This window comes from Amycolatopsis sp. NPDC003865 (assembly GCF_053605345.1).
In genome coordinates this window covers 113,858-132,199 of sequence record NZ_JBSGJA010000005.1, presented here as the reverse complement: position 1 = coordinate 132,199, position 18,342 = coordinate 113,858, and the positions used below count along the sequence as shown (strand labels likewise).

General features: G+C 71.5%; 22 protein-coding genes. 9 read left to right on the top strand and 13 right to left on the bottom strand.

Annotated features, from left to right (window positions below; translation table 11 throughout):
* The first annotated feature begins 66 nt into the window (after nt 1–66).
* The 3 genes from ACWEVP_RS14750 to ACWEVP_RS14740 are packed head-to-tail and all read left to right on the top strand — an operon-like array spanning nt 67 to nt 2,051.
* Entirely contained in the window at nt 67–576 is a 510-nt protein-coding gene (locus ACWEVP_RS14750) for a MarR family winged helix-turn-helix transcriptional regulator (protein ID WP_452063070.1), read from the top strand.
* Between the two features lie 51 nt (nt 577–627).
* Nucleotides 628–984: a nuclear transport factor 2 family protein gene (locus ACWEVP_RS14745; protein ID WP_452063069.1), complete on the top strand. Its 357-nt coding sequence runs from the start codon at nt 628–630 to the stop codon at nt 982–984.
* A gap of 17 nt (nt 985–1,001) precedes the next feature.
* Nucleotides 1,002–2,051 (top strand): nitronate monooxygenase, encoded by a 1,050-nt coding sequence (locus ACWEVP_RS14740; RefSeq protein WP_452063068.1) that lies wholly within the window; start codon nt 1,002–1,004, stop codon nt 2,049–2,051.
* Here the strand turns inward: ACWEVP_RS14740 and ACWEVP_RS14735 are convergent.
* The 3 genes from ACWEVP_RS14735 to ACWEVP_RS14725 all read right to left on the bottom strand — a co-directional run bounded on the left by ACWEVP_RS14735 (nt 2,048) and on the right by ACWEVP_RS14725 (nt 5,713).
* Nucleotides 2,048–3,481: an amino acid permease gene (locus tag ACWEVP_RS14735; protein ID WP_452063067.1), complete on the bottom strand. Its 1,434-nt coding sequence runs from the start codon at nt 3,479–3,481 to the stop codon at nt 2,048–2,050. The two genes, ACWEVP_RS14740 and ACWEVP_RS14735, sit on opposite strands and share 4 nt — an antisense overlap.
* Nucleotides 3,482–3,572: 91 nt before the next feature.
* Nucleotides 3,573–4,610, bottom strand: a complete 1,038-nt coding sequence (locus tag ACWEVP_RS14730) for an alpha/beta fold hydrolase (RefSeq protein ID WP_452063066.1) — start codon at nt 4,608–4,610, stop codon at nt 3,573–3,575.
* A gap of 137 nt (nt 4,611–4,747) precedes the next feature.
* Nucleotides 4,748–5,713 carry a quinone oxidoreductase family protein gene (locus ACWEVP_RS14725; protein ID WP_452063065.1) on the bottom strand — a complete coding sequence of 322 codons (966 nt, stop codon included), beginning with the start codon at nt 5,711–5,713 and terminating at the stop codon, nt 4,748–4,750.
* A 59-nt stretch (nt 5,714–5,772) separates the two neighbouring features.
* Between ACWEVP_RS14725 and ACWEVP_RS14720 the strand changes: the two genes are divergently transcribed.
* The 3 genes from ACWEVP_RS14720 to ACWEVP_RS14710 are packed head-to-tail and all read left to right on the top strand — an operon-like array spanning nt 5,773 to nt 6,817.
* On the top strand, nt 5,773–5,976 hold the full coding sequence (locus ACWEVP_RS14720) for a hypothetical protein (protein ID WP_086676857.1): 204 nt from the start codon (nt 5,773–5,775) through the stop codon (nt 5,974–5,976).
* An 11-nt stretch (nt 5,977–5,987) separates the two neighbouring features.
* On the top strand, nt 5,988–6,452 hold the full coding sequence (locus ACWEVP_RS14715; protein ID WP_452063064.1) for a ribonuclease domain-containing protein: 465 nt from the start codon (nt 5,988–5,990) through the stop codon (nt 6,450–6,452).
* Nucleotides 6,449–6,817, top strand: a complete 369-nt coding sequence (locus tag ACWEVP_RS14710) for a barstar family protein (RefSeq protein WP_452063063.1) — start codon at nt 6,449–6,451, stop codon at nt 6,815–6,817. Before ACWEVP_RS14715 ends, ACWEVP_RS14710 begins: the two co-directional genes overlap by 4 nt.
* Here ACWEVP_RS14710 and ACWEVP_RS14705 read toward each other — a convergent pair.
* Nucleotides 6,792–7,757 carry an Lrp/AsnC family transcriptional regulator gene (locus ACWEVP_RS14705; protein ID WP_452063062.1) on the bottom strand — a complete coding sequence of 322 codons (966 nt, stop codon included), beginning with the start codon at nt 7,755–7,757 and terminating at the stop codon, nt 6,792–6,794. The two genes, ACWEVP_RS14710 and ACWEVP_RS14705, sit on opposite strands and share 26 nt — an antisense overlap.
* 102 nt (nt 7,758–7,859) lie before the next feature.
* Here ACWEVP_RS14705 and ACWEVP_RS14700 point away from each other — a divergent pair, with 102 nt between their 5' ends.
* Nucleotides 7,860–9,131 (top strand): MFS transporter, encoded by a 1,272-nt coding sequence (locus ACWEVP_RS14700; RefSeq protein ID WP_452063061.1) that lies wholly within the window; start codon nt 7,860–7,862, stop codon nt 9,129–9,131.
* On the opposite strand, the gene ACWEVP_RS14695 is transcribed toward ACWEVP_RS14700, so the two are convergent.
* The 9 genes from ACWEVP_RS14695 to ACWEVP_RS14655 all read right to left on the bottom strand — a co-directional run bounded on the left by ACWEVP_RS14695 (nt 9,128) and on the right by ACWEVP_RS14655 (nt 16,492).
* Nucleotides 9,128–9,895, bottom strand: a complete 768-nt coding sequence (locus ACWEVP_RS14695) for an enoyl-CoA hydratase family protein (protein ID WP_452063060.1) — start codon at nt 9,893–9,895, stop codon at nt 9,128–9,130. The genes ACWEVP_RS14700 and ACWEVP_RS14695 overlap by 4 nt on opposite strands.
* Before the next feature lie 85 nt (nt 9,896–9,980).
* Complete coding sequence (locus ACWEVP_RS14690) at nt 9,981–10,610, bottom strand: cyclase (RefSeq protein ID WP_452063059.1); 630 nt, start codon at nt 10,608–10,610, stop codon at nt 9,981–9,983.
* A gap of 163 nt (nt 10,611–10,773) precedes the next feature.
* Nucleotides 10,774–11,511 carry a sirohydrochlorin chelatase gene (locus ACWEVP_RS14685; RefSeq protein WP_452063058.1) on the bottom strand — a complete coding sequence of 246 codons (738 nt, stop codon included), beginning with the start codon at nt 11,509–11,511 and terminating at the stop codon, nt 10,774–10,776.
* A complete protein-coding gene (locus ACWEVP_RS14680) occupies nt 11,508–12,770 on the bottom strand; it encodes a sulfate adenylyltransferase subunit 1 (protein ID WP_452063057.1) in 1,263 nt (420 codons plus the stop codon). Before ACWEVP_RS14680 ends, ACWEVP_RS14685 begins: the two co-directional genes overlap by 4 nt.
* Entirely contained in the window at nt 12,770–13,690 is a 921-nt protein-coding gene (cysD, locus tag ACWEVP_RS14675) for a sulfate adenylyltransferase subunit CysD (RefSeq protein WP_436387146.1), read from the bottom strand. Before cysD ends, ACWEVP_RS14680 begins: the two co-directional genes overlap by 1 nt.
* A 20-nt stretch (nt 13,691–13,710) precedes the next feature.
* Complete coding sequence (locus tag ACWEVP_RS14670; RefSeq protein ID WP_452063056.1) at nt 13,711–14,406, bottom strand: phosphoadenylyl-sulfate reductase; 696 nt, start codon at nt 14,404–14,406, stop codon at nt 13,711–13,713.
* Complete coding sequence (locus ACWEVP_RS14665; RefSeq protein WP_400904551.1) at nt 14,403–14,558, bottom strand: eL43 family ribosomal protein; 156 nt, start codon at nt 14,556–14,558, stop codon at nt 14,403–14,405. The genes ACWEVP_RS14670 and ACWEVP_RS14665 overlap by 4 nt, the downstream gene beginning before the upstream one ends.
* On the bottom strand, nt 14,555–16,249 hold the full coding sequence (locus ACWEVP_RS14660) for a nitrite/sulfite reductase (RefSeq protein ID WP_452063055.1): 1,695 nt from the start codon (nt 16,247–16,249) through the stop codon (nt 14,555–14,557). Before ACWEVP_RS14660 ends, ACWEVP_RS14665 begins: the two co-directional genes overlap by 4 nt.
* A gap of 108 nt (nt 16,250–16,357) precedes the next feature.
* Entirely contained in the window at nt 16,358–16,492 is a 135-nt protein-coding gene (locus tag ACWEVP_RS14655; RefSeq protein ID WP_361103927.1) for a putative leader peptide, read from the bottom strand.
* 195 nt (nt 16,493–16,687) lie between these two features.
* Between ACWEVP_RS14655 and ACWEVP_RS14650 the strand changes: the two genes are divergently transcribed.
* Together ACWEVP_RS14650 and hemW are read left to right on the top strand one after the other, a co-directional pair.
* Complete coding sequence (locus tag ACWEVP_RS14650; protein WP_452063054.1) at nt 16,688–17,104, top strand: VOC family protein; 417 nt, start codon at nt 16,688–16,690, stop codon at nt 17,102–17,104.
* 14 nt (nt 17,105–17,118) lie between these two features.
* Nucleotides 17,119–18,318: a radical SAM family heme chaperone HemW gene (hemW, locus tag ACWEVP_RS14645; protein WP_452063053.1), complete on the top strand. Its 1,200-nt coding sequence runs from the start codon at nt 17,119–17,121 to the stop codon at nt 18,316–18,318.
* Nucleotides 18,319–18,342 lie beyond the last annotated feature (24 nt).

The following is an 18,342-nucleotide window of genomic DNA, read 5'->3' as shown; positions in this document are numbered from 1 at the left end:
CCTGCCCGGATCGTCGCATTTCCGCCGACGATGGTCTAGACCAAACCGGGTGGTTAAGCTCGCCCGATGCCGCAGGAGTTCGCACCGGGCTCGCCGTTCGCCCTGCTTTCGCCCGCCGAAACGGCCGTCTGGTACGCGTACATGAAGGTGCACCTGCGGCTGGAGTACGAGCTGAACCGGCAGCTGCGCGCCGACAGCGGCCTTTCGCTCGCCGACTACCACGTGCTGGTCGCGCTGACCAGCGCGGCCGACGGCCGGATGCGGGTCACCGACCTCGCCGTCCGCATCGGCTGGGAGCGCAGCCGGCTGTCGCACCACCTCAAGCGGATGCGCGAACGCGGCCTGGTCACGACCGGGGTCGGCCTCGACGACCGGCGGGTCACCGACGTGACGCTGTCCGGCGACGGCTGGGAGGCGCTGCGCCGGGCGGCGCCAGATCACGTCGAGTTCGTGCGCAAGGCCTTCTTGGACGCTCTCGAGCCCGGCGAGCAGGCCCAGCTGACCACGTTGCTCGACCGGGTCTACGACACGCTGCTGGACCACGGCAGCCTGCCCCGGCCGGACGACCACCCCTGACAGTTGCGTGACATGTCACGTAATATGGCGCCGAACCTAGGAGGGCGCGACATGGCGACGGTGGCCGAACTGATGCGGGCGAACCTGCTCGGGGTCTTCAACGAGCGCGACGACGAGCGGCGCGCGAAGGCGATCGCGGCGACGTACGCCGCCGACGTCGAATTCGCCGACCCGGAAGGCGTGGCGACCGGGCACGACGAGCTGAACGCCAAGGCGAAGGGGCTCCTGGAGCAGTCCCCGGGGTTCGTGTTCGCGCCGGACGGCCCGGTGCTGGTCAACCACGACCTGGGGCACCTCGCCTGGGCGCTCGGCCCGGAGGGCGCGCCGCCGGTCGTCCGGGGGATCGACGTCGCGCTCGTCAAGGACGGCCTCATCACGAAGCTCTACACGATGCTGCTGCCCGCCTGAGTACTACGCTCGGTGGCATGTTCGACGAGCTGACGTTCCCGGTCATCGCCGCTCCGATGGCGGGCGGGCCGACCACGCCCGAGCTGGTCGCCGCGGTCTCCGAGGCCGGTGGCTTCGGCTTCCTCAGCGCCGGGATGCTCACTCCGGCGGCGCTCGCCGCGCAGATCGACCGCGTCCGGGAGCTGACCGGCCGGGAGTTCGGCGTCAACCTCTTCGTCCCGCAGCCGGACACCGGCGCCGACGTCTCCGCGCACCGCGAACGGCTCGAGGTCTTCGCCCGCGAGTACGACGTCGAACTCGGCGAACCGAAGTGGGACGACGACAGCTACCCCGCGAAGCTGGACGTCGTGCTCGAGCGGCGGGTTCCCGTGGTGTCGTTCACCTTCGGCCCGCCGTCGCCGTCGGAGGTCGTGCGCCTCAAGGAAGCCGGCATCGCCGTCGTCGTCACCGTCACCACGCCGGAGACCGCCCAGCGGGCCGCGGACCTCGGCGCCGACGCGCTCGTCCTGCAGGGCTTCGAAGCGGGCGGCCACCGCAGCCTGTTCACCGACGACGCCTCCCTGCCCGGCGGCGGCGCCGAGTACGGCGTCCTCGCGCTGCTGCGGCTCGTCGCCGCCCGCGTCGACCTCCCGCTGATCGCTGCCGGCGGCCTGGTGCACGGCGCGGACGTGGCCGCCGTGCTCGCCGCGGGCGCCGTCGCCGCCCAGCTGGGCACGGTCTTCCTGCGCGCCGACGAGGCCGGGACGTCCGAGGCGCACCGCAAGGCCCTGGCGCTCGCCGAGCGCGAGACGGCGTTCACCCGCGCCTTCAGCGGCCGCCCGGCGCGCGGGCTGGTCAACAAGTTCATGGACGCGTTGTCCGAAGGCGCGCCCGCGGCGTACCCGCAGCTCAACCACCTCGCGGGCCCGGTGCGCAAGGCATCGGCGAAAGCCGGTGACCCGGAGGCGATCTCGCTGTGGGCGGGCCAGACCTACCCGCTCGCCTACGACGCGTCAGCCGCCGTCATCCTCGAGCGGCTGAAGGTCGAGGCGCGCGACGCGGCCGCGCGCCTCGACCGGATCCGCTAGCGGTTCAGGAGCGAGTGCCGCCGGCTGTAGAGGAAGTAGATCGCCAGGCCGATGACGAACCAGACGGCGAACCGCAGCCAGGTCGCCGGCTGGAGGAACGTGATCAGCCAGATCGAGAACACGATGCCGATCGCGGGCACCACCGGCATGCCCGGCGTCTTGAACGTCCGCGGCAGGTCCGGCTGCTTGTAGCGCAGCACGATCACCGCGACGCAGACGACGACGAACGCCAGCAGGATGCCGATGTTCGTCAGCTCGGCCGCCTCGCCGATCGGCAGCACCCCGGCGATGACCGCGGACGCGCCGCCGAGGATCCACGTCATCCGGCTCGGCACCTGGCGCTTCTCGTTCGTCTTGCCGAACCACGCCGGGAGCAGGCCGTCGCGGCTCATCGAATAGCCGACGCGCGTGGCGCCCATCAGGAACGTGAACAGCACGGTGAGGATGCCGACGATGGCACCGATCGCGATCACCGTGGCCAGGCCGGACAGGCCGACCGACTCGAACGCCGTCGAGAAGCCGCTCTTCGGGTCGATCTCGGTGTACTTCTGCATGCCGGTCAGCACCAGGCAGGCCAGCACGTACAGCACCATCGAGATCGCCAGCGAGTAGAGGATCGCCTTCGGCATGTGCCGTTGCGCGTCCTTCGACTCCTCCGCCGCGGTGCTCATGGCGTCGTAACCGAAGACCGCGAAGAACACCGTCGCCGCGCCGGTCACCGCGCCGCCGAAGCCGGCCGGGGCGAACGGCGTGTAGTTGCCGGTCTTGACGTAGAAGAAGCCGACCAGGATGACCACCAGCACGATCAGGACCTTGATCCCGACCATCGCCGTCTCGAACCGGGCGGCGCTGCGGATGCCGCGGTTGAGCAGGTAGGCGATCAGCAGGCACAGCAGCGCGGCGAACAGGTCGACCTTGTGGCCCGGCCCGGTGCCGGGCGCGCCGAGCATCCACGCGGGCAGGTCGAGGCCGAGCTGGCCGAGCAGGAAGCTGAAGTAGCCGGAGATGCCGATCGCCACCACCGCCACGATCGCGGTGTACTCCAGCAGCAGGTCCCAGCCGATGAACCAGCCGACGACCTCGCCGAGCACCGCGTAGCCGTAGGTGTAGGCCGAACCGGCCTTCGGGATCAGGCCCGCGAACTCCGCGTAGGAGAACGCGGCCGCGGCGCTCGCGACGCCCGCGATGAGGAACGAGATCAGCACGGCCGGGCCGACGCCCGGGATGCCCGCGGAGTCGTCGCCGTGCGCGACGCTGCCCGCGAGGGCGAAGATGCCGGCGCCGATGATGCCGCCGATGCCGATGGCGGTCAGCTGCCACAGGCCCAGAGTGCGTTTCAGGCCACCGCTTTCGCCAGCGTCCTGGATCTGGTCGATCGGCTTGCGGCGGAAGATGCCTGAACTCGAGCCCAGGCTCCCTGGAGCGGACATCGTCGTCTCCCGAACGGTCGGTGGAGGGCCCGGATCACGGACCCAACGCCGGAACCTACCGCCAACTCCGCGCGCGTACAGCGCGAGCGGATCAGCCCGCCGCGGTGTCCTCGCTCACGGCCGCCGTCGCGGCGGCGCGCTTGGCCTGGGTCGTGCGGACCGCGCTCGCCGCGAAGTAGGTGAGCAGCTCGGCGATCTCCACCGGGTCGTCCAGCTGCGGGCAGTGTCCCCAGTCCTCGCGGACGAGCAGCCTGCTGTGCGGCACCAGCGTGTGCAGCTGCCGCCCGGACGCCGCGGTGACGAGCTTGTCCTTGCCGCACGCGACGACCAGCAGCGGCACCTTCACCGACTCGAGCCGGTAGGCGTCGGCGAGCTCCGCGACCAGCTGCCGGGCCTGCTCCAGGCGGCTCTTGGTCGAGCGGTAGTCGGGGAACAGCGCGGTGAAGCGTTGCACCTGCACGGCGTCGGCGACGCTCGAGTCGGCGTACAGCAGCCGCGGGACGACCTGCTCGGCGACCTTGCGCACCAGGAAACCCGGTACGGGGACCGGCAGTGCCGAATACAGCCGCAGCGGCAGCGGGTAGCGCGCGACCGTCCGGATCAGCCACGAGTCGACGAACCCCGGGGCGGCGATCGACACGACACCCGAGATCGGCAGCCGGCTGTTCTGCGCCGCGCGCAGGCTCATCGTGCCGCCCAGGGAATTCCCGGCCAGCACGACCGAGCCGAGCACGGCCTGCTCGCGCACGACGGCGGTGGTGAACGCGTCGAGCTGGGGCAGCATCGGGCCGGGCCGCAGCGGCTGCGCGTCGCCGAACCCGGGCAGATCGACCGCGACCGCCGGGATCCCGGCGGCCGCGAGCTGCTCCAGGGCGGGGCGCCACGTGTCGGCGCTGTCGCAGTAGCCGTGCAGCAGCACCAGCCTCGGTGCCGAGGGTTTGACGTGCGGCGTCGCGCCTCGGCGACGCAGGGAACGACGGGGGAGTTCCGGGTCCGGAGCGGCTTCGCCGACTTCCAGGACGCGGGTGCGGACGCCGGCGTAGCGCCGGAAGGAGACCCGGATCGGATCCGGGTCGCTGCTGGACCGGCCGCCCGGTCCAGCCGAGGCGGGCCGCTTCGTTGCGGTCATGCCACAAGATTACCTTGCGACCATTGGGTTTTGGTCGAATTCAGGTGCTAACGACCAGATCTCGAACTGGGTACGTTAGCGATTCACCGGATGCCGAGCCGGGCGGAACAAGCCGATCCGCCCAGCTCAGCGGGGGTCTAGCGAGTGAAGACGATCTTGCCGGCGGTGTCGCCTTCGAGCATCGCCTGGAACCCCTTAGGGGCCTCGGCGAAGGGCAGCTCGGCGCCGATCTGCGGCCGCACCCCGGTCAGGTCGAGGTAGGCGAGCAGGTCCGCGAGCTCGTCGCGGGTGCCCATGGTCGAGCCGGCGACGCGCAGCTGGAGGAAGAAGACGCGCTGCAGCTCCGCGCCCGCGTCCGGGCCGCTGGTCGAGCCGGAGACCACGATGATCCCGCCCGGCTTGAGGGATTTGACCGAATGCGACCAGGTCGCCTTGCCGACGGTCTCGAACACGGCGTCGACGCGCTCGGGCAGCCGCGCGCCCGACTCGAACGTCTGGTGCGCGCCGAGGCTCGAAGCGAGCGCGCGCTTCTCCTCGGTCCGCCCGGTCACCCACACCCGGAACCCGGCCGCGCGGCCGAGCTGCACCAGCGCCGTCGAGACGCCGCCGGAGGCGCCCTGGACCAGCATCGTCTGGCCGGGGCGCAGCCCGGACTTCACGAAGAGCATCCGGTAGGCGGTCAGCCAGGCCGTGCCCATGGTGGCGGCCTCGGCGAAGGTGAGCCCGGCGGGCTTCGGGACGACGTTGCGCGCCGGGACGATCACCTGGTCGGCGAAGGTGCCCTGGTGCTTCTCGGTGAGCAGCGTCCGCTTCGGGTCGAGGGTGTCGTCACCCTGCCAGCCCGGCGCGTTGATCACGGAGTGGATGACGACCTCGGAGCCGTCGTCGAGGGTCCCCGCGCCGTCGCAGCCGAGGATCATCGGGAACTGGTCGGGCTTGATGCCGACCCCCCGCAGGGTCCAGAGGTCGTGCATGTTGAGGCTGGCCGCCTTGACGTGCACGCGGACCCAGCCGTCCGGCACGTCGGGTTCGGGTCGCTCGCCCACGACGAGCGAGTCCAGCGGGCTTTCGGCGTTGGGTTCCTGCGCGTACACGGCGAACATGCCTCGCAACGTACCGCCCCTGAAGCGCGGGGGCAGTAGAGCGCGCGTAGGCTCACACCGTGTTCAACGGGCTTGCCGACTGGTGGGACGGGGTCGAGCTGTGGCTCGCCCAGGCCTGGTTCCCGGTCCAGTTCGTGCTGGTCATGGTGGTCGTCGTGCCGCTGTGCCTGGCCGCCGCGTGGGTGCTCGACAAGCTGGTCGGGCTCTTCGCCCGCCGGCTCGCTCCCGGGCGTGACGACGACCGCTCCGACACCCCGTCCTAGGCTGGCGCACCATGTTCAACCGAAGGCGGATCACCGCCGCGCTGATCGGGCTCCTCGTGCTGGTGCTGGGGGGCTGGCTGGTCAAGGACGTCGTCAGCGACGGCGCCCCGGCCGCTCCGGGCACCTCGACCGGTCCGTCGGCGAGCGCGCCGGCCAAGGGCGGCGCGGCCGTACCCGGCGCCGACTCCGGGCTGCCGGTGAAGGCGCTTTCGACGCTGCCGCCGCAGGCTTCCGACACGTGGCGGCTGATCGAAAAGGGCGGGCCGTACCCGTACCCGCGCAATGACGACGTCGTGTTCGAAAACCGCGAGAAGCGGTTGCCCGGCAAGAAGTCCGGCTACTACCACGAGTACACCGTGAAGACCCCGGGCAGTCCCGACCGCGGCGCGCGGCGGCTGATCACGGGGCAGGCGCACGAGCTGTACTACACCGGCGACCACTACGCGTCGTTCGTCGTCGTGGACCCGGCCCGATGAGCGCCTCGGAGCAGGCGAAGGCCGCCGCGGAAGCAGCCTTCGCGAGGGGCGCGTACCCGCACCTGGTGAACTCGCAGCCGACCGTCGACAAGACGAGCACGCTGACCGCGTTCGCCGATGCACTGTCCTTTCCGGACTACTTCGGCCACAACCTCGACGCGCTGTACGACTGCCTGACCGACCTGTCCTGGCTGCCGCCGGGGGAGCACGTGCTGATCTGGCCGGGCTCGGAAGCGTTGCGCCGGGCCGAACCCAAGACGTACCTGGCGATCCGCAGCGTGCTTTCGGACGCGCAGCGTGCGCTCGGGCCGAGCGGCCGCAGCGCCGGTTCGTGGCGGCTCACGGTCGTGCTGCCGGACGCCTGAGGCGCTTGACGGTCCGGATCACGGGTGCGCTTTCGAGCGTCTGCACCCCGCGGATCCCGGCGACGCGGTCGGTGAGGTAGCGGTAGAAATCGCGAGCGTCGCGGCAGTTCACCATCGCCGTGAGGTTGGTGCTGCCGGTCGTCGCGACGGCGAACGACGTCTCCGGGTGACTCGCCAGCGCCGCGCCCGCCTCGGCCAGGTGCGCCGGTGACACCGTCAGCCACAGCCGCGTCTCGGAGCGGAAGCCGAGCCCGGCCGGTGAGAGGTCGAGGTGGTAGGTCAGCGTGCCGTGGCGACGCAGCACCTCCATCCGGCGCCGCACGGTGGAATCGGACCAGCCGGTCGCCTTCGCCAGCGCCGTGTAGCTCGCCCGGCCGTCGAGGGCCAGCGCGTCGAGGAGCGGCTGGTCGGCCGGTTCCGGTGGGAGGCCGGGGCCGTCGGGCTTCGGCGGCCGCAGCCGGTCGAGCTGTTCGGGCGATAGGCAATGCAGCCCGCTCCACCCGTCCGGGAGCGCGAACGTGTGCAGCAGTTCATGCGCCGAAACAGCGGTGACGCGGCTCGCGCGCGGCAGCTTGTGCAGCAGGAGGTCGTCCCGCCCGGCCGAGCCGGGTGCGTGCACGGTGCAGGAGATCTCGGTGCCGCCGGAGAGCAGGTGCACCCACGAGACGTCCGCGCGGTCGGCGAGTGCGTCCGCGACGGCGGCCCCGGCGTCCGGGGTCGTGCGCAGGCGCAGGGTCCAGCTCGTGTAGCCGGCTTCGCCGCCGTTGACCGCGCCCGTCACGCGCAGGACGCCGGCGGTCCGCAGCCGCTGGTAGCGCCGGGCGACGGTGTTCTCCGAGACGCCGAGCACCTGGCCGAGGGTGCGCATCGGCGCCCGGCCGTCGAGCTGCAGGGCGTGGACCAGGCCGCGGTCGACGTCGTCGAGCGTGACGGTTTCCATGCTTCGACGGTAGCTCAGGACGGTATCCGGCGGATTTGTCGACTTGTCTGGTGGCGATCGGCGGCGTGACCGCACCCTTCGGAGCACACGAAGGGAGTTTCGATGCGCAAGTGGTGGCCGTTGCTCGCGATCTGCGCGGGGTCGTTCCTGTTCCTGCTGGACACCACCGTCGTGACGGTGGCGCTGCCCCGGATCGGCACCGACCTGTCGGCGTCGGTCGGGCAGCTGCAGTGGGTGCCGGACGTCTACACGCTGGTGCTGGCGGTGCTGATGCTCGCGATGGGTGCGCTCGCGGACCGCTGGGGGCCGCGGCGGGTGTTCCTCGCCGGCCTGGCCGTGTTCGGCCTGGCGTCCCTGGCCTGCGGGCTGGCCGGGGACATCGGGACGCTGATCGCGGCGCGCGGGGTGCAGGCGGTCGGCGGCGCGGCGCTGGCGGTGACGGGGTTCGCGTTGCTGGCCGCGTGGTACGAAGGGCGGGCGCGGGGGACCGCGATCAGCGTCTTCTTCGCGGTGAACGGGCTCGGCGCGGCGGCGGGTCCGGTGGTGGGCGGGGTGCTGACCGAATACTTCGGCTGGGCGGCGATCTTCTTCGTCAACGTGCCGTCGGCTCTGCTCACCGGGGTGTTCGCCGCTTTCGCGATCGGGAGTGACGGTCCGGTTCGGCGTGGCCGGTTCGACGTCGCGGGCACGGTGTGGTTCGCGGTCTTCGCCGCGGCTCTGGTGCACGGGCTGACTTCGGAACCGGCCGCGCTGGTGGTTTCGGCGGTGGCCCTGGCCGGGTTCGTGGTGGTGGAGCGGCGCCGGGCGGAACCGCTGCTGGAATGGGGATTGTTCCGGGACGCCCGGTTCACGGCGCTGATCGCGTGCGCGGCGGCGTTGACCCTGACCTTCGCGGCGCTGGTGTACGTGTCGTTGTGGCTGGGTCTTTCGCTTTCACCGGTCGCGGCCGGGCTCGCGATGGCACCGCTGGCCGTCGCGTCGTTCCTGACTTCGACGTTCCTCGGGAAGGTGCTGCACCGGTTCCCGCCGCGGATCCTGCTGGGGACGGGCGTGGTGCTGGGGGCGGCCGGCTGCGTGGTGCTGCTGGTCGCCGGGATTCCGCTCGGCCTGGCGGTGACCGGGATCGGGGTGGGGATCGCGGGCCCGGCCACCGGCGCGGCGATCGCGGCCGCGGCGCCGCCGGGACGGGCCGGGATGGCCGCGGGCATCCTCACGACGACCCGCCAGTTCGGCCAGACCCTGGGCGTCGCGGTGCTCGGGATCGCTTACCAGGCCGGGGGTTTGACCCCGGTGTACGTGGTGGCGGCGGCGTGCGGCGGGGTGACCGGCCTGCTCGCGCTGGTTCCGCGCAAGCAGGCCGTCGCCACCGGTTAGTCCTGCGGGACCCAGTTCGGCTTGCGCTTCTGGGCGAAGGCCAGGATGCCCTCCTGGCCTTCCTCGCCGGCGAAGAACTTGGCCGACAGCCCCAGCATCTCCTCGAAGCCGTCCGACGGCGTGGCCGGGCGGGGGCGGCTCAGCAGCGCCTTCGTCTCGGCCAGCGCCTTCGGGCCGCCCGCAGCCAGCGCCTTCACGAACCGCGTGACTTCGGCGTCCAAGTCGGACGTCGCCGAGTTCAGCAGGCCGATCTCGACCGCGCGGCGCGCGTCGAAGGTTTCGCCGGTCAGGAACAGCTCGTGGGCCGCGCGCGGGTTCAGGCGCGGCAGGACCGTCAGGGAAATCACCGCCGGGACCACGCCGATGCGGACCTCCGAGAAGGCGAACGTCGCTTCCGGCACCGCCACCGCGATGTCGCACGCGGCCACCATGCCGATGCCGCCGGCGCGCGCGGGACCGGCCAGCCGCGCGACGACCGGCTTCGGGCTCGTCCACAGCTGTTCGAGGATCTTCGGGAACTCGTTCACGCCCTGGTCGCCCGCGCCGGCGCCGCGGGCCTCCTTGAGGTCCATCCCCGCGCAGAAGACCGGCCCGGTGTGGGTCAGCACGACCACGCGCACGGCGTCGTCGGAAGCGGCGTTGGCAAGCGCTTCCGAGAGCTCGCGGCGAAGCTGGGCCGAGAGCGCGTTGCGGTTGTGCGGGGAGTCCAGGGTGATCGTGGCGGTGCCGCCCACCACGTCGTAGTGCACCAGTTCGTCAGCCATGACCGACACCCTTGCACATCCGTGCCGCGCGGCCGGTGTTACGCAGGCCACCCCGCGGGATCCCACCCGCGGGGTGGCCCGCCGGTCAGCCGATGGTGGTCGTGGTGAAGACCGGGCTGGGGCTGGGGAAGCACGCCGTCGGCGCGGTCACGTCGCCGATGATGCTGCTCGCCACCGCCTTGAACGTCAGGCCCGGGTCGCTGTAGCTGGTGCCGGACAGCTTCGTTTCGATCGTGCCCGACTGGCCGGCGGTCAGGTGCGCCGTGATGGTGGGCAGCTCGAAGGTGGCGCCGCCGGCGATCGGGCCGGGGAAGCTCAGGGTCGCGACGCCGTTCGCGACGGCGATGGTGGGCGCCGTCGAGCCGAGCCCGGAGCCGCCGGCCAGGTCCGCGCCGACGTAGGTGGAGTTCGCCGGGATCGGGAACTTCAGCGCGAAGGTGTTGATGTTCTTGACCTTGTTGCCGCTCACGTCGCTCGGGACGGTGTTGGGCGCGGGGTCGATGACGACGTCGAACGCACCACCGGGCGCGACCGTCGCGGGCGCCGTGACGTCGGCGTCCTGGTTGAGCGACACCTTCTGCGGTCCGACGATCGGGGCATCGGCCTGGCAGTCGAAGGTGACGGTGGTGGCCGCCTGCGCCGGGGCGGCGAGGGCGAGGGGAAGGGCGACGGCCGCGGCCAGAGCGCCCAGCTCGGAAAAGTGAAGAGCTTTCATCTGTATCCACCTACCTGCGGTTTCAAGAGGGGAGTGAGAAAGCTGCGCAGCGTTTAGATAGTTACCGGCAAGTTAACTAGCACGTCAAGGATTTACCGTTCCCATGCGCGCAGGGTGACCGGAAATGTGAATAAGACTCGCCTTTTGGCGGTGTTGCCCGGAGTCAGGCGTACTGGCGGAGCAGTCCGCTCATCGCGGTGGCATACCGGCTGATCACGACGTCGGCGACGCGCGGGTCGTCGGCCAGCGGGGCGGCGATGAACGCGCGCGGGTCGGCCTCGAGCGCCAGCCGGGCGATCCGGTCCGGCAGCAGCCCCGGCGCCAGGAACCACGACGCCACGACCAGGTGCCGCGCCCCGCGTGAGCCCAACCGCGCGGCGGCCGCGGGGATGTCCGGCTGGGTGGCGGAAGCGAATGCCTCGCTCACCGGGACACCCAGCCGCTCTTCCCAGCGCGCCGCCAGCGAAGCGACCACCGCGTTCGCCGAGGCGTTGGACGACCCGACCGCGCTCAGCAGCACGCCCGTCCCGCGACGGCGCGGCGCGGCGGCCAGCCGGTCCAGGGCCACTTCCGCCAGCGCCGGGTCCGCGCCGAGGACGTCCGACACCTCCACGCGGAAGCCCGGGCACCCCGAAACGACCTCGTCGATCAACGCCGGCAGGTCGACCCGGGCGTGGAACGCGCTGCCCAGCAGCAACGGCACCACGACCGCGCTCCGGTGCCCGGAGGCGTACAGGTCCCGCAGCACGTCCGTGACGAGCGGCGCCGAAAGGTCCAGGAAGGACTCGTGCACCGGCAGCCCCGGCGCCCGGGCGCGCACGACGTCGACGAGCGCCCGCACGGTCTTCGCCGAGCGGGGATCGCGGCTGCCGTGCGCGACGGCGACCAGGGGCGGCGTCACGAGAAGCGCTCACCCACCAGGCCCGCGGCGAGGGTGTCGCCGTCCTTCGGGTCGATCACCAGGAACGCGCCGGTGCGCGGGCTGACCCCGTAGTCGTCCACGCCCAGCTCCTCGGCCAGCCGCAGCGAAACGCGGCCGATGTCGTTGAGCTCCAGCGAAGCGGGGGCGTCCACACTGGACAGTGTCTGCTCGTCGAAGCGCGCGTGCAACTCGGCGACCAGCGCCTGCACCGTGCGGGTGCCGTGCTTGACCAGCACGCGCGCGCCTTCCTTCAGCGGCTTCGACGACAGCCAGCACAGCGTGCCGGTGATCTCGTCGGTGACCCGCGGCGGCGCGTCCGCCGCGGCGATCAGGTCGCCGCGGGAGATGTCGATGTCGTCGGCCAGCAGCAGCGTCACCGACGTCCCGGCGCCGGCCTCGGCCAGGGGACCGTCGGCGGTGTCGATGCGCTCGACGCGGCTGCGGATGCCCTGCGGCAGCACGACGACCTCGTCGCCCGGCCGCACGGTCCCCGCGGCGATCTGGCCCGCGTAACCGCGGTAGTCGAGGTATTCCGGCGTGCGCGGGCGGATGACGTACTGCACGGGGAACCGCAGCGCCGAGTCGTGCGGGTCGGGCGCGACCGGCACGTCCTCCAGGTGCTCCAGCAGGCTCGGGCCGGTGTACCACGGCGTCCGCTCCGAGCGCGTCGCGACGTTGTCGCCCTCCAGCGCCGACACCGGGATCGCGAGCACCGAACCGCGCGCGTAGCCCAGGGAGAGAGCGTGCTCGGCGAACTCCTCGGCGATCACCGTGAACGTCGCCTCGTCGTAGCCGACCAGGTCGATCTTGTTCACCGCGAGCACCAGCTGCGGCACGCCCAGCAGCGCCAGCACGGCCGCGTGCCGCCGGGTCTGCTCGATGACGCCCTTGCGCGCATCGACCAGCAGCACCGCCAGCTGCGCGGTGGACGCGCCGGTCACCGTGTTGCGCGTGTACTGCACGTGCCCCGGGGTGTCGGCCAGCACGAACGACCGCTTCGGCGTGGCGAAGTACCGGTACGCGACGTCGATCGTGATGCCCTGCTCGCGCTCCGAGCGCAGGCCGTCCACGAGCAGCGACAGGTCCGGAGTGGACAGTCCCTTGTCGACGGACGCGCGGGTGACGGCGTCGAGCTGGTCGGCGAGCACCGACTTCGTGTCGTACAGCAGCCGCCCGACGAGGGTGGACTTGCCGTCGTCCACGCTGCCGGCCGTGGCCAGGCGAAGGAGCGAGCTCATCAGAAGTACCCCTCACGCTTGCGGTCTTCCATGGCCGCCTCGGACATCCGGTCGTCGGCGCGGGTCGCGCCGCGCTCGGTCAGCCGGGACGCCGACACCTCGGCGATCACGTCCTCGACGGTGGTGGCGGTGGATTCGATCGCGCCGGTGCACGAGCCGTCGCCGACGGTCCGGTAGCGGACGGTCAGCTCGCGGACCTCTTCGCCCGGCCGGGGGCCGCCCCACGGCCCTTCGGCGAGCAGCATCCCGTCGCGCAGGTAGACCTCGCGCCGGTGGGCGTAGTAGATCGACGGCAGCTCGACCTTCTCGCGGGCGATGTAGTTCCAGACGTCGGCCTCGGTCCAGTTGGACAGCGGGAAGACGCGGACCTGCTCGCCCGGGCGGTGCCGCCCGTTGTAGAGGTTCCACAGCTCGGGCCGCTGCCGGCGCGGCTCCCACTGGCCGAAGGCGTTGCGGAGGCTGAAGATCCGCTCCTTCGCCCGGGCCCGCTCCTCGTCGCGGCGGCCGCCGCCGAACACGGCGTCGAACTTGTTCTCCGCGATCGTGTCGAGCAACGGCGTGGTCTGCAGCGGGTTGCGCATCCCGTCGGCGCGTTCTTCCAGGCGCCCGTCGTCGATCCAGTCCTGGACCTTCGCGACGACCAAGCGCAGGCCGTGGCGCTCGACGACGCGGTCGCGGAACTCGATGACCTCGTCGAAGTTGTGCCCGGTGTCCACGTGCAGCAGGGGGAATGGCACCGGCGCCGGCCAGAACGCCTTGATCGCCAGGTGCAGCAGCAGCGTCGAGTCCTTGCCGCCGGAGAAGAGGATCACCGGCCGGTCGAACTCGCCCGCCACCTCGCGGAAGATGTGGATGGCTTCGGACTCCAAAGCCGCGAGGTTGTCCTGTGCCGCGTCGGTCGCGGGCTCCAAAGTCGTCATGCGTCCCTCGGTGTTCGACATCAGCCGTGCAGTCCGCACTCGGTCTTGCTCTGGCCCGCCCACCGGCCGCTGCGCGGGTCCTGGCCCGGCGCCACCTTGGCCGTGCAGGGCGCGCAGCCGATCGACAGGTAGCCGATCGACACGAGCGGGTTCTCGAGGATCCCGTGCTCGCGGATGTAGCCGTTGAACTCGTCGTCGGTCCACGCCGCGATCGGGTTGATCTTGACCAGGCCGTTGCGGTCGTCCCAGGTGACGATCGGGGTGTTCGCGCGGGTCGGCGCGTCGACGCGGCGGACGCCGGTGATCCACGCCGAGTAGTTCGCCAGGGTCTTGCGCAGCGGCACGACCTTGCGCAGGTTGCAGCACAGCGTGGCGTCACGGTCGTGCAGCTTCGCGCCGTACTCCGCGTCCTGTTCGGCGACGCTCTGCTCGGCCTGGGCGTTGACGATCTTCACGTCCGGGTAGACCGTCTGCACGGCGTCCCGCGTGCCGATGGTCTCCGGGAAGTGGTAGCCGGTCTCCAGGAAGAGAACGTCCACATCGGACTTCACCTTCGTGGCGAGGTCGATCAGGACGGCGTCCTGCATGTTGGACGCGACGATGAAGTCGTCGCCGAACGTCTCGACGGTCCAGCGGATCGCCTCCTCGGCGGTGGCTTCGGCGAGTTCTTTCGACGCTCGCTCGGCGAGGGTCTTGTAGTCGGCAGTGGCGGTCATCGGGACACCTCCGGAAGGGACAGTCCGAGGAACTTGACCGAGAAAACCCGGCGACAGGCGGAACACAGCCAGCCGCCGTTCTCTTCCGGCCGCAGATCCTCGTCGCCGCAATAAGGGCAGTAGTACGGCGCCGCTCGCTCCTCGGAAGTCACTGCAGCGCGCTTTCCTCGGCGCGGGCGGCCCACTGCGGGAACCGCTCACCGGGTTCGCGCCCGGCCACGTAGTTGCGGACGACGCGCTCGACGTACCCGGTCAGCTCACCCGAAGTCACCTTGTGCCCGCGCAGCTTGCGGCCGAACCCGGCGTCGAGGCCGAGCCCGCCGCCGAGGTGCACCTGGAAGCCCTCGACCTGGTTGCCGTCGGCGTCGGTGACGATCTGGCCCTTGAGGCCGATGTCGGCGGTCTGGATCCGCGCACAGGAGTTGGGGCAGCCGTTGAGGTGCACGGTGACCGGCGTGTCGAGGCCGTTCTGGAGGTCGGCGAGGGACTTCTCCAGGTCCGCCACGAGCTGGTGCGCGCGGGCCTTCGTCTCGACGATCGCGAGCTTGCAGAACTCCAGCCCGGTGCAGGCCATGACCCCGCGCCGCCACGGCGACGGCTTCGTCTCCAGCCCGATCTCGGCCAGCTCGGCCTCGAGCCCGGGAACCTGGGCCTCGGGCACGTCGAGCACGACGAGCTTCTGCTGCGGGGTGAGCCGCACCCGGCCGGAGCCCGCCCGCTCGGCGGCCTTGGCGACGGCGACGAGCGTGCCGCCGGACGAGCGGCCGGCGATCGGCGCGGCGCCGACGTAGAACTTGCCGTCGACCTGCGGGTGCACGCCGACGTGGTCGATCGGGACGGCCGGGTCGGCCGGCGGCGGGCCGTCGATCAGCTCGCGCTTGAGGTACTCGTCCTGCAGCACCTGGCGGAACTTCTCCGCGCCCCAGTCCTTGACCAGGAACTTGATCCGGGCCCGCGAGCGCAGCCGGCGGTAGCCGTAGTCGCGGAAAATCGAGATGACGCCTTCCCAGACGTCCGGCACCTCGTCCAGCGGCACCCAGGCACCCAGGCGCTGCCCGAGCATCGGGTTGGTGGACAGGCCGCCGCCGACCCAGACGTCGAAGCCGGGGCCGTGTTCCGGGTGGTTCACGCCGACGAAGGCGACGTCGTGGATCTCGTGCGCGACGTCGGGCTGGCCGGAGACGGCGGTCTTGAACTTGCGCGGCAGGTTCGCGAACTCCGGCTTGCCGATGTAGCGGCGCTTGATCTCGTCGATCGCCGGGGTGCCGTCGATGACCTCGTCGGCGGCGATGCCCGCGACCGGCGACCCGAGGATGACGCGCGGGCTGTCGCCGCACGCCTCCATCGTCGTCATCCCGGCGTTCTCGAGCTTCGCCCAGATCGTCGGCACGTCCTCGATCCGGATCCAGTGGTACTGGATGTTCTGCCGGTCGGTGATGTCGGCGGTGTCGCGCGCGTACTGCTGCGAGATCTCGCCGAGCACGGTGAGCTGGCCGGTGGTCAGCGCGCCGCCGTCGAGCCGGACCCGCAGCATGAAGTAGCGGTCGTCGAGCTCTTCGGGCTCGAGCGTCGCGGTGCGGCCGCCGTCGATGCCCGGCTTGCGCTGGGTGTAGAGACCGAACCAGCGGAACCGGCCACGCAGGTCGCCCGGGTCGATGGCGTCGAACCCGCGGTGGGCGTAGATGTTCTCGATCCGGGCCCGCACGTTGAGCGGGTGGTCGTCCTTCTTCGACCGCTCGTTCGGGTTCAGCGGCTCCCGGTAACCGAGCGCCCACTGCCCCTCACCGCGCTTCTGCTTGGCGCGCGCGGGGCGGGCGGGGGTCTGACGCGTGGGCGTGGCCATGACGGCGTCCTCCGAGAGGCTTTCGTGGCAGCGGAGGATCACCGGCTCGCGGGTGTGTCCTCCGGCGCCGGCTGTCCAGATTCGTGGCAGGTGGTGGCGATCGGGGAGTCAGCGAACGGGTACGCAGAGGGCGCTGGCGACCCGCAGGAGGTCGACGTGGCGGCGGGCCACGAGGAGAACACCGGCATGAGTCACGGCGTCAGCGTGCCACGCGTCCACAATGTGGTCCAGGGCTGCCCGCATGGTGGGAGAAGGGTCACTCGCCTGGGAGAATGCGGTCGGCCGGCACGCCCGCGACCTGCGTTTCCGGCCGTCCGGACCCGGTCCAGGCCGGTGTCAAGCGCTCGATGTCGTACCCCGCGAACACCCTCTTGCGACCACCGAACCACTACAGCTAGAGTACTACAAGCACAGTGGTTCGAGGGAGAGGAACTGGGGATGCAGGTCAAGGGTTTCGGGGCGGGGTACCTGGTCGACGACGTCGCCGCGACCACCCGCTTCTACGCCGACGTGATCGGCCTGGCGGTCACCGTCGAGCTGGACTGGTTCGCCAGCGTGAACGCCGGCGCGCCCGGCTACGAGATCAGCTTCGTCCAGCGCGGGCACGAGTCGGTGCCCGCCGGCCACCGGGCCGCGGAAACGGCCGGGCTGATGTTCGGGCTCGTCGTCGAGGACGCCGCGGCCGAGGCGAAGCGGCTGGAAGAAGCGGGTGTGGAACTGGTCACGCCGGTCGTCGACGAGGTCTACGGGCAGCGGCACTTCTACGTCGCCGATCCGAACGGCGTGCTGCTGGACGTCATCGAGATGATCGCGATCGACCCGGAGTGGGCGGCGGCGAACACCCCGGCTCCGTAGGGGACAATCGGGGCATGCCCGATTCCCCGACCGATCTCACGCTGCCCGAAAGCGCGCTCGAAGGCGTCGGCAGCCGGCCGTTCGGGGTCTACGTGCACGTCCCGTTCTGCGCGACGCGCTGCGGCTACTGCGACTTCAACACCTACACCGCGGGCGAGCTCGACTCCGGTTCGTCACCGCAGTCCTGGCTCGACGGGCTGCGGCGCGAGCTGGAGCTCGCCGCGCGCGTGCTGGTCGTGCCGCCCGCCGCCGACACCGTGTTCGTCGGCGGCGGCACGCCGTCGCTGCTGGGCGCCGACGGTCTCGCCTCGGTGCTCGACGCCGTCCGCGACGTCTTCGGGCTCGCCCCGGACGCCGAGGTCACGACGGAGTCCAACCCGGAGTCGACGTCGCCGGAGTTCTTCGCCGGCATCCGCGAAGCCGGTTACACGCGCGTCTCGCTCGGCATGCAGTCGGCCGCGCCGCACGTGCTGAAGATCCTCGACCGCGTGCACACCCCGGGCCGGCCGGGCCAGGCCGCCGCCGAGGCCCGCGCGGCCGGCTTCGAGCACGTGAACCTCGACGTGATCTACGGCACGCCGGGCGAGCGCCCCGACGACCTCCTGTCCACGCTCGACGCCGTGCTCGCGGCGGGCGTCGACCACGTATCGGCGTACGCGCTGATCGTCGAAGAGGGCACCGCGCTGGCCCGCCGCGTCCGCCGCGGCGAACTGCCGGCGCCGGACGACGACGTCCTGGCCGCGGACTACGAAATGATCGACGCGACACTCTCGGCGGCCGGGTTGCGCTGGTACGAGGTGTCGAACTGGGCGGCGGACGACGCCGCCCGCTGCCGCCACAACCTCGGCTACTGGCGCGGCGACGACTGGTGGGGCGCCGGCCCGGGCGCGCACAGCCACGTCGGCGGAGTGCGCTGGTGGAACGTCAAGCACCCGGCGCGCTACGCGGCGCTGCTCGCCGCCGGCGACTCGCCCGCGGGCGGGCTCGAAGTGCTCACCGACGACGACCAGCACCTCGAGCGGATCATGCTCGAACTGCGCGTCGCCGAAGGACTTCCGCTGGACGTGCTCGACGAACCCGGGCTCGCCGAAGCCCGGGCGGCCGCGGCCGAGGGCCTGCTCGATCCGTCCGCTTTGGACTCACGCGGCCGCGCGGTGCTCACCGACCGCGGCCGGCTGCTGGCCGACGGCGTCGTGCGGCGCCTGGCGGGCTGACGGGAATTAATACCGGCCGCCCGG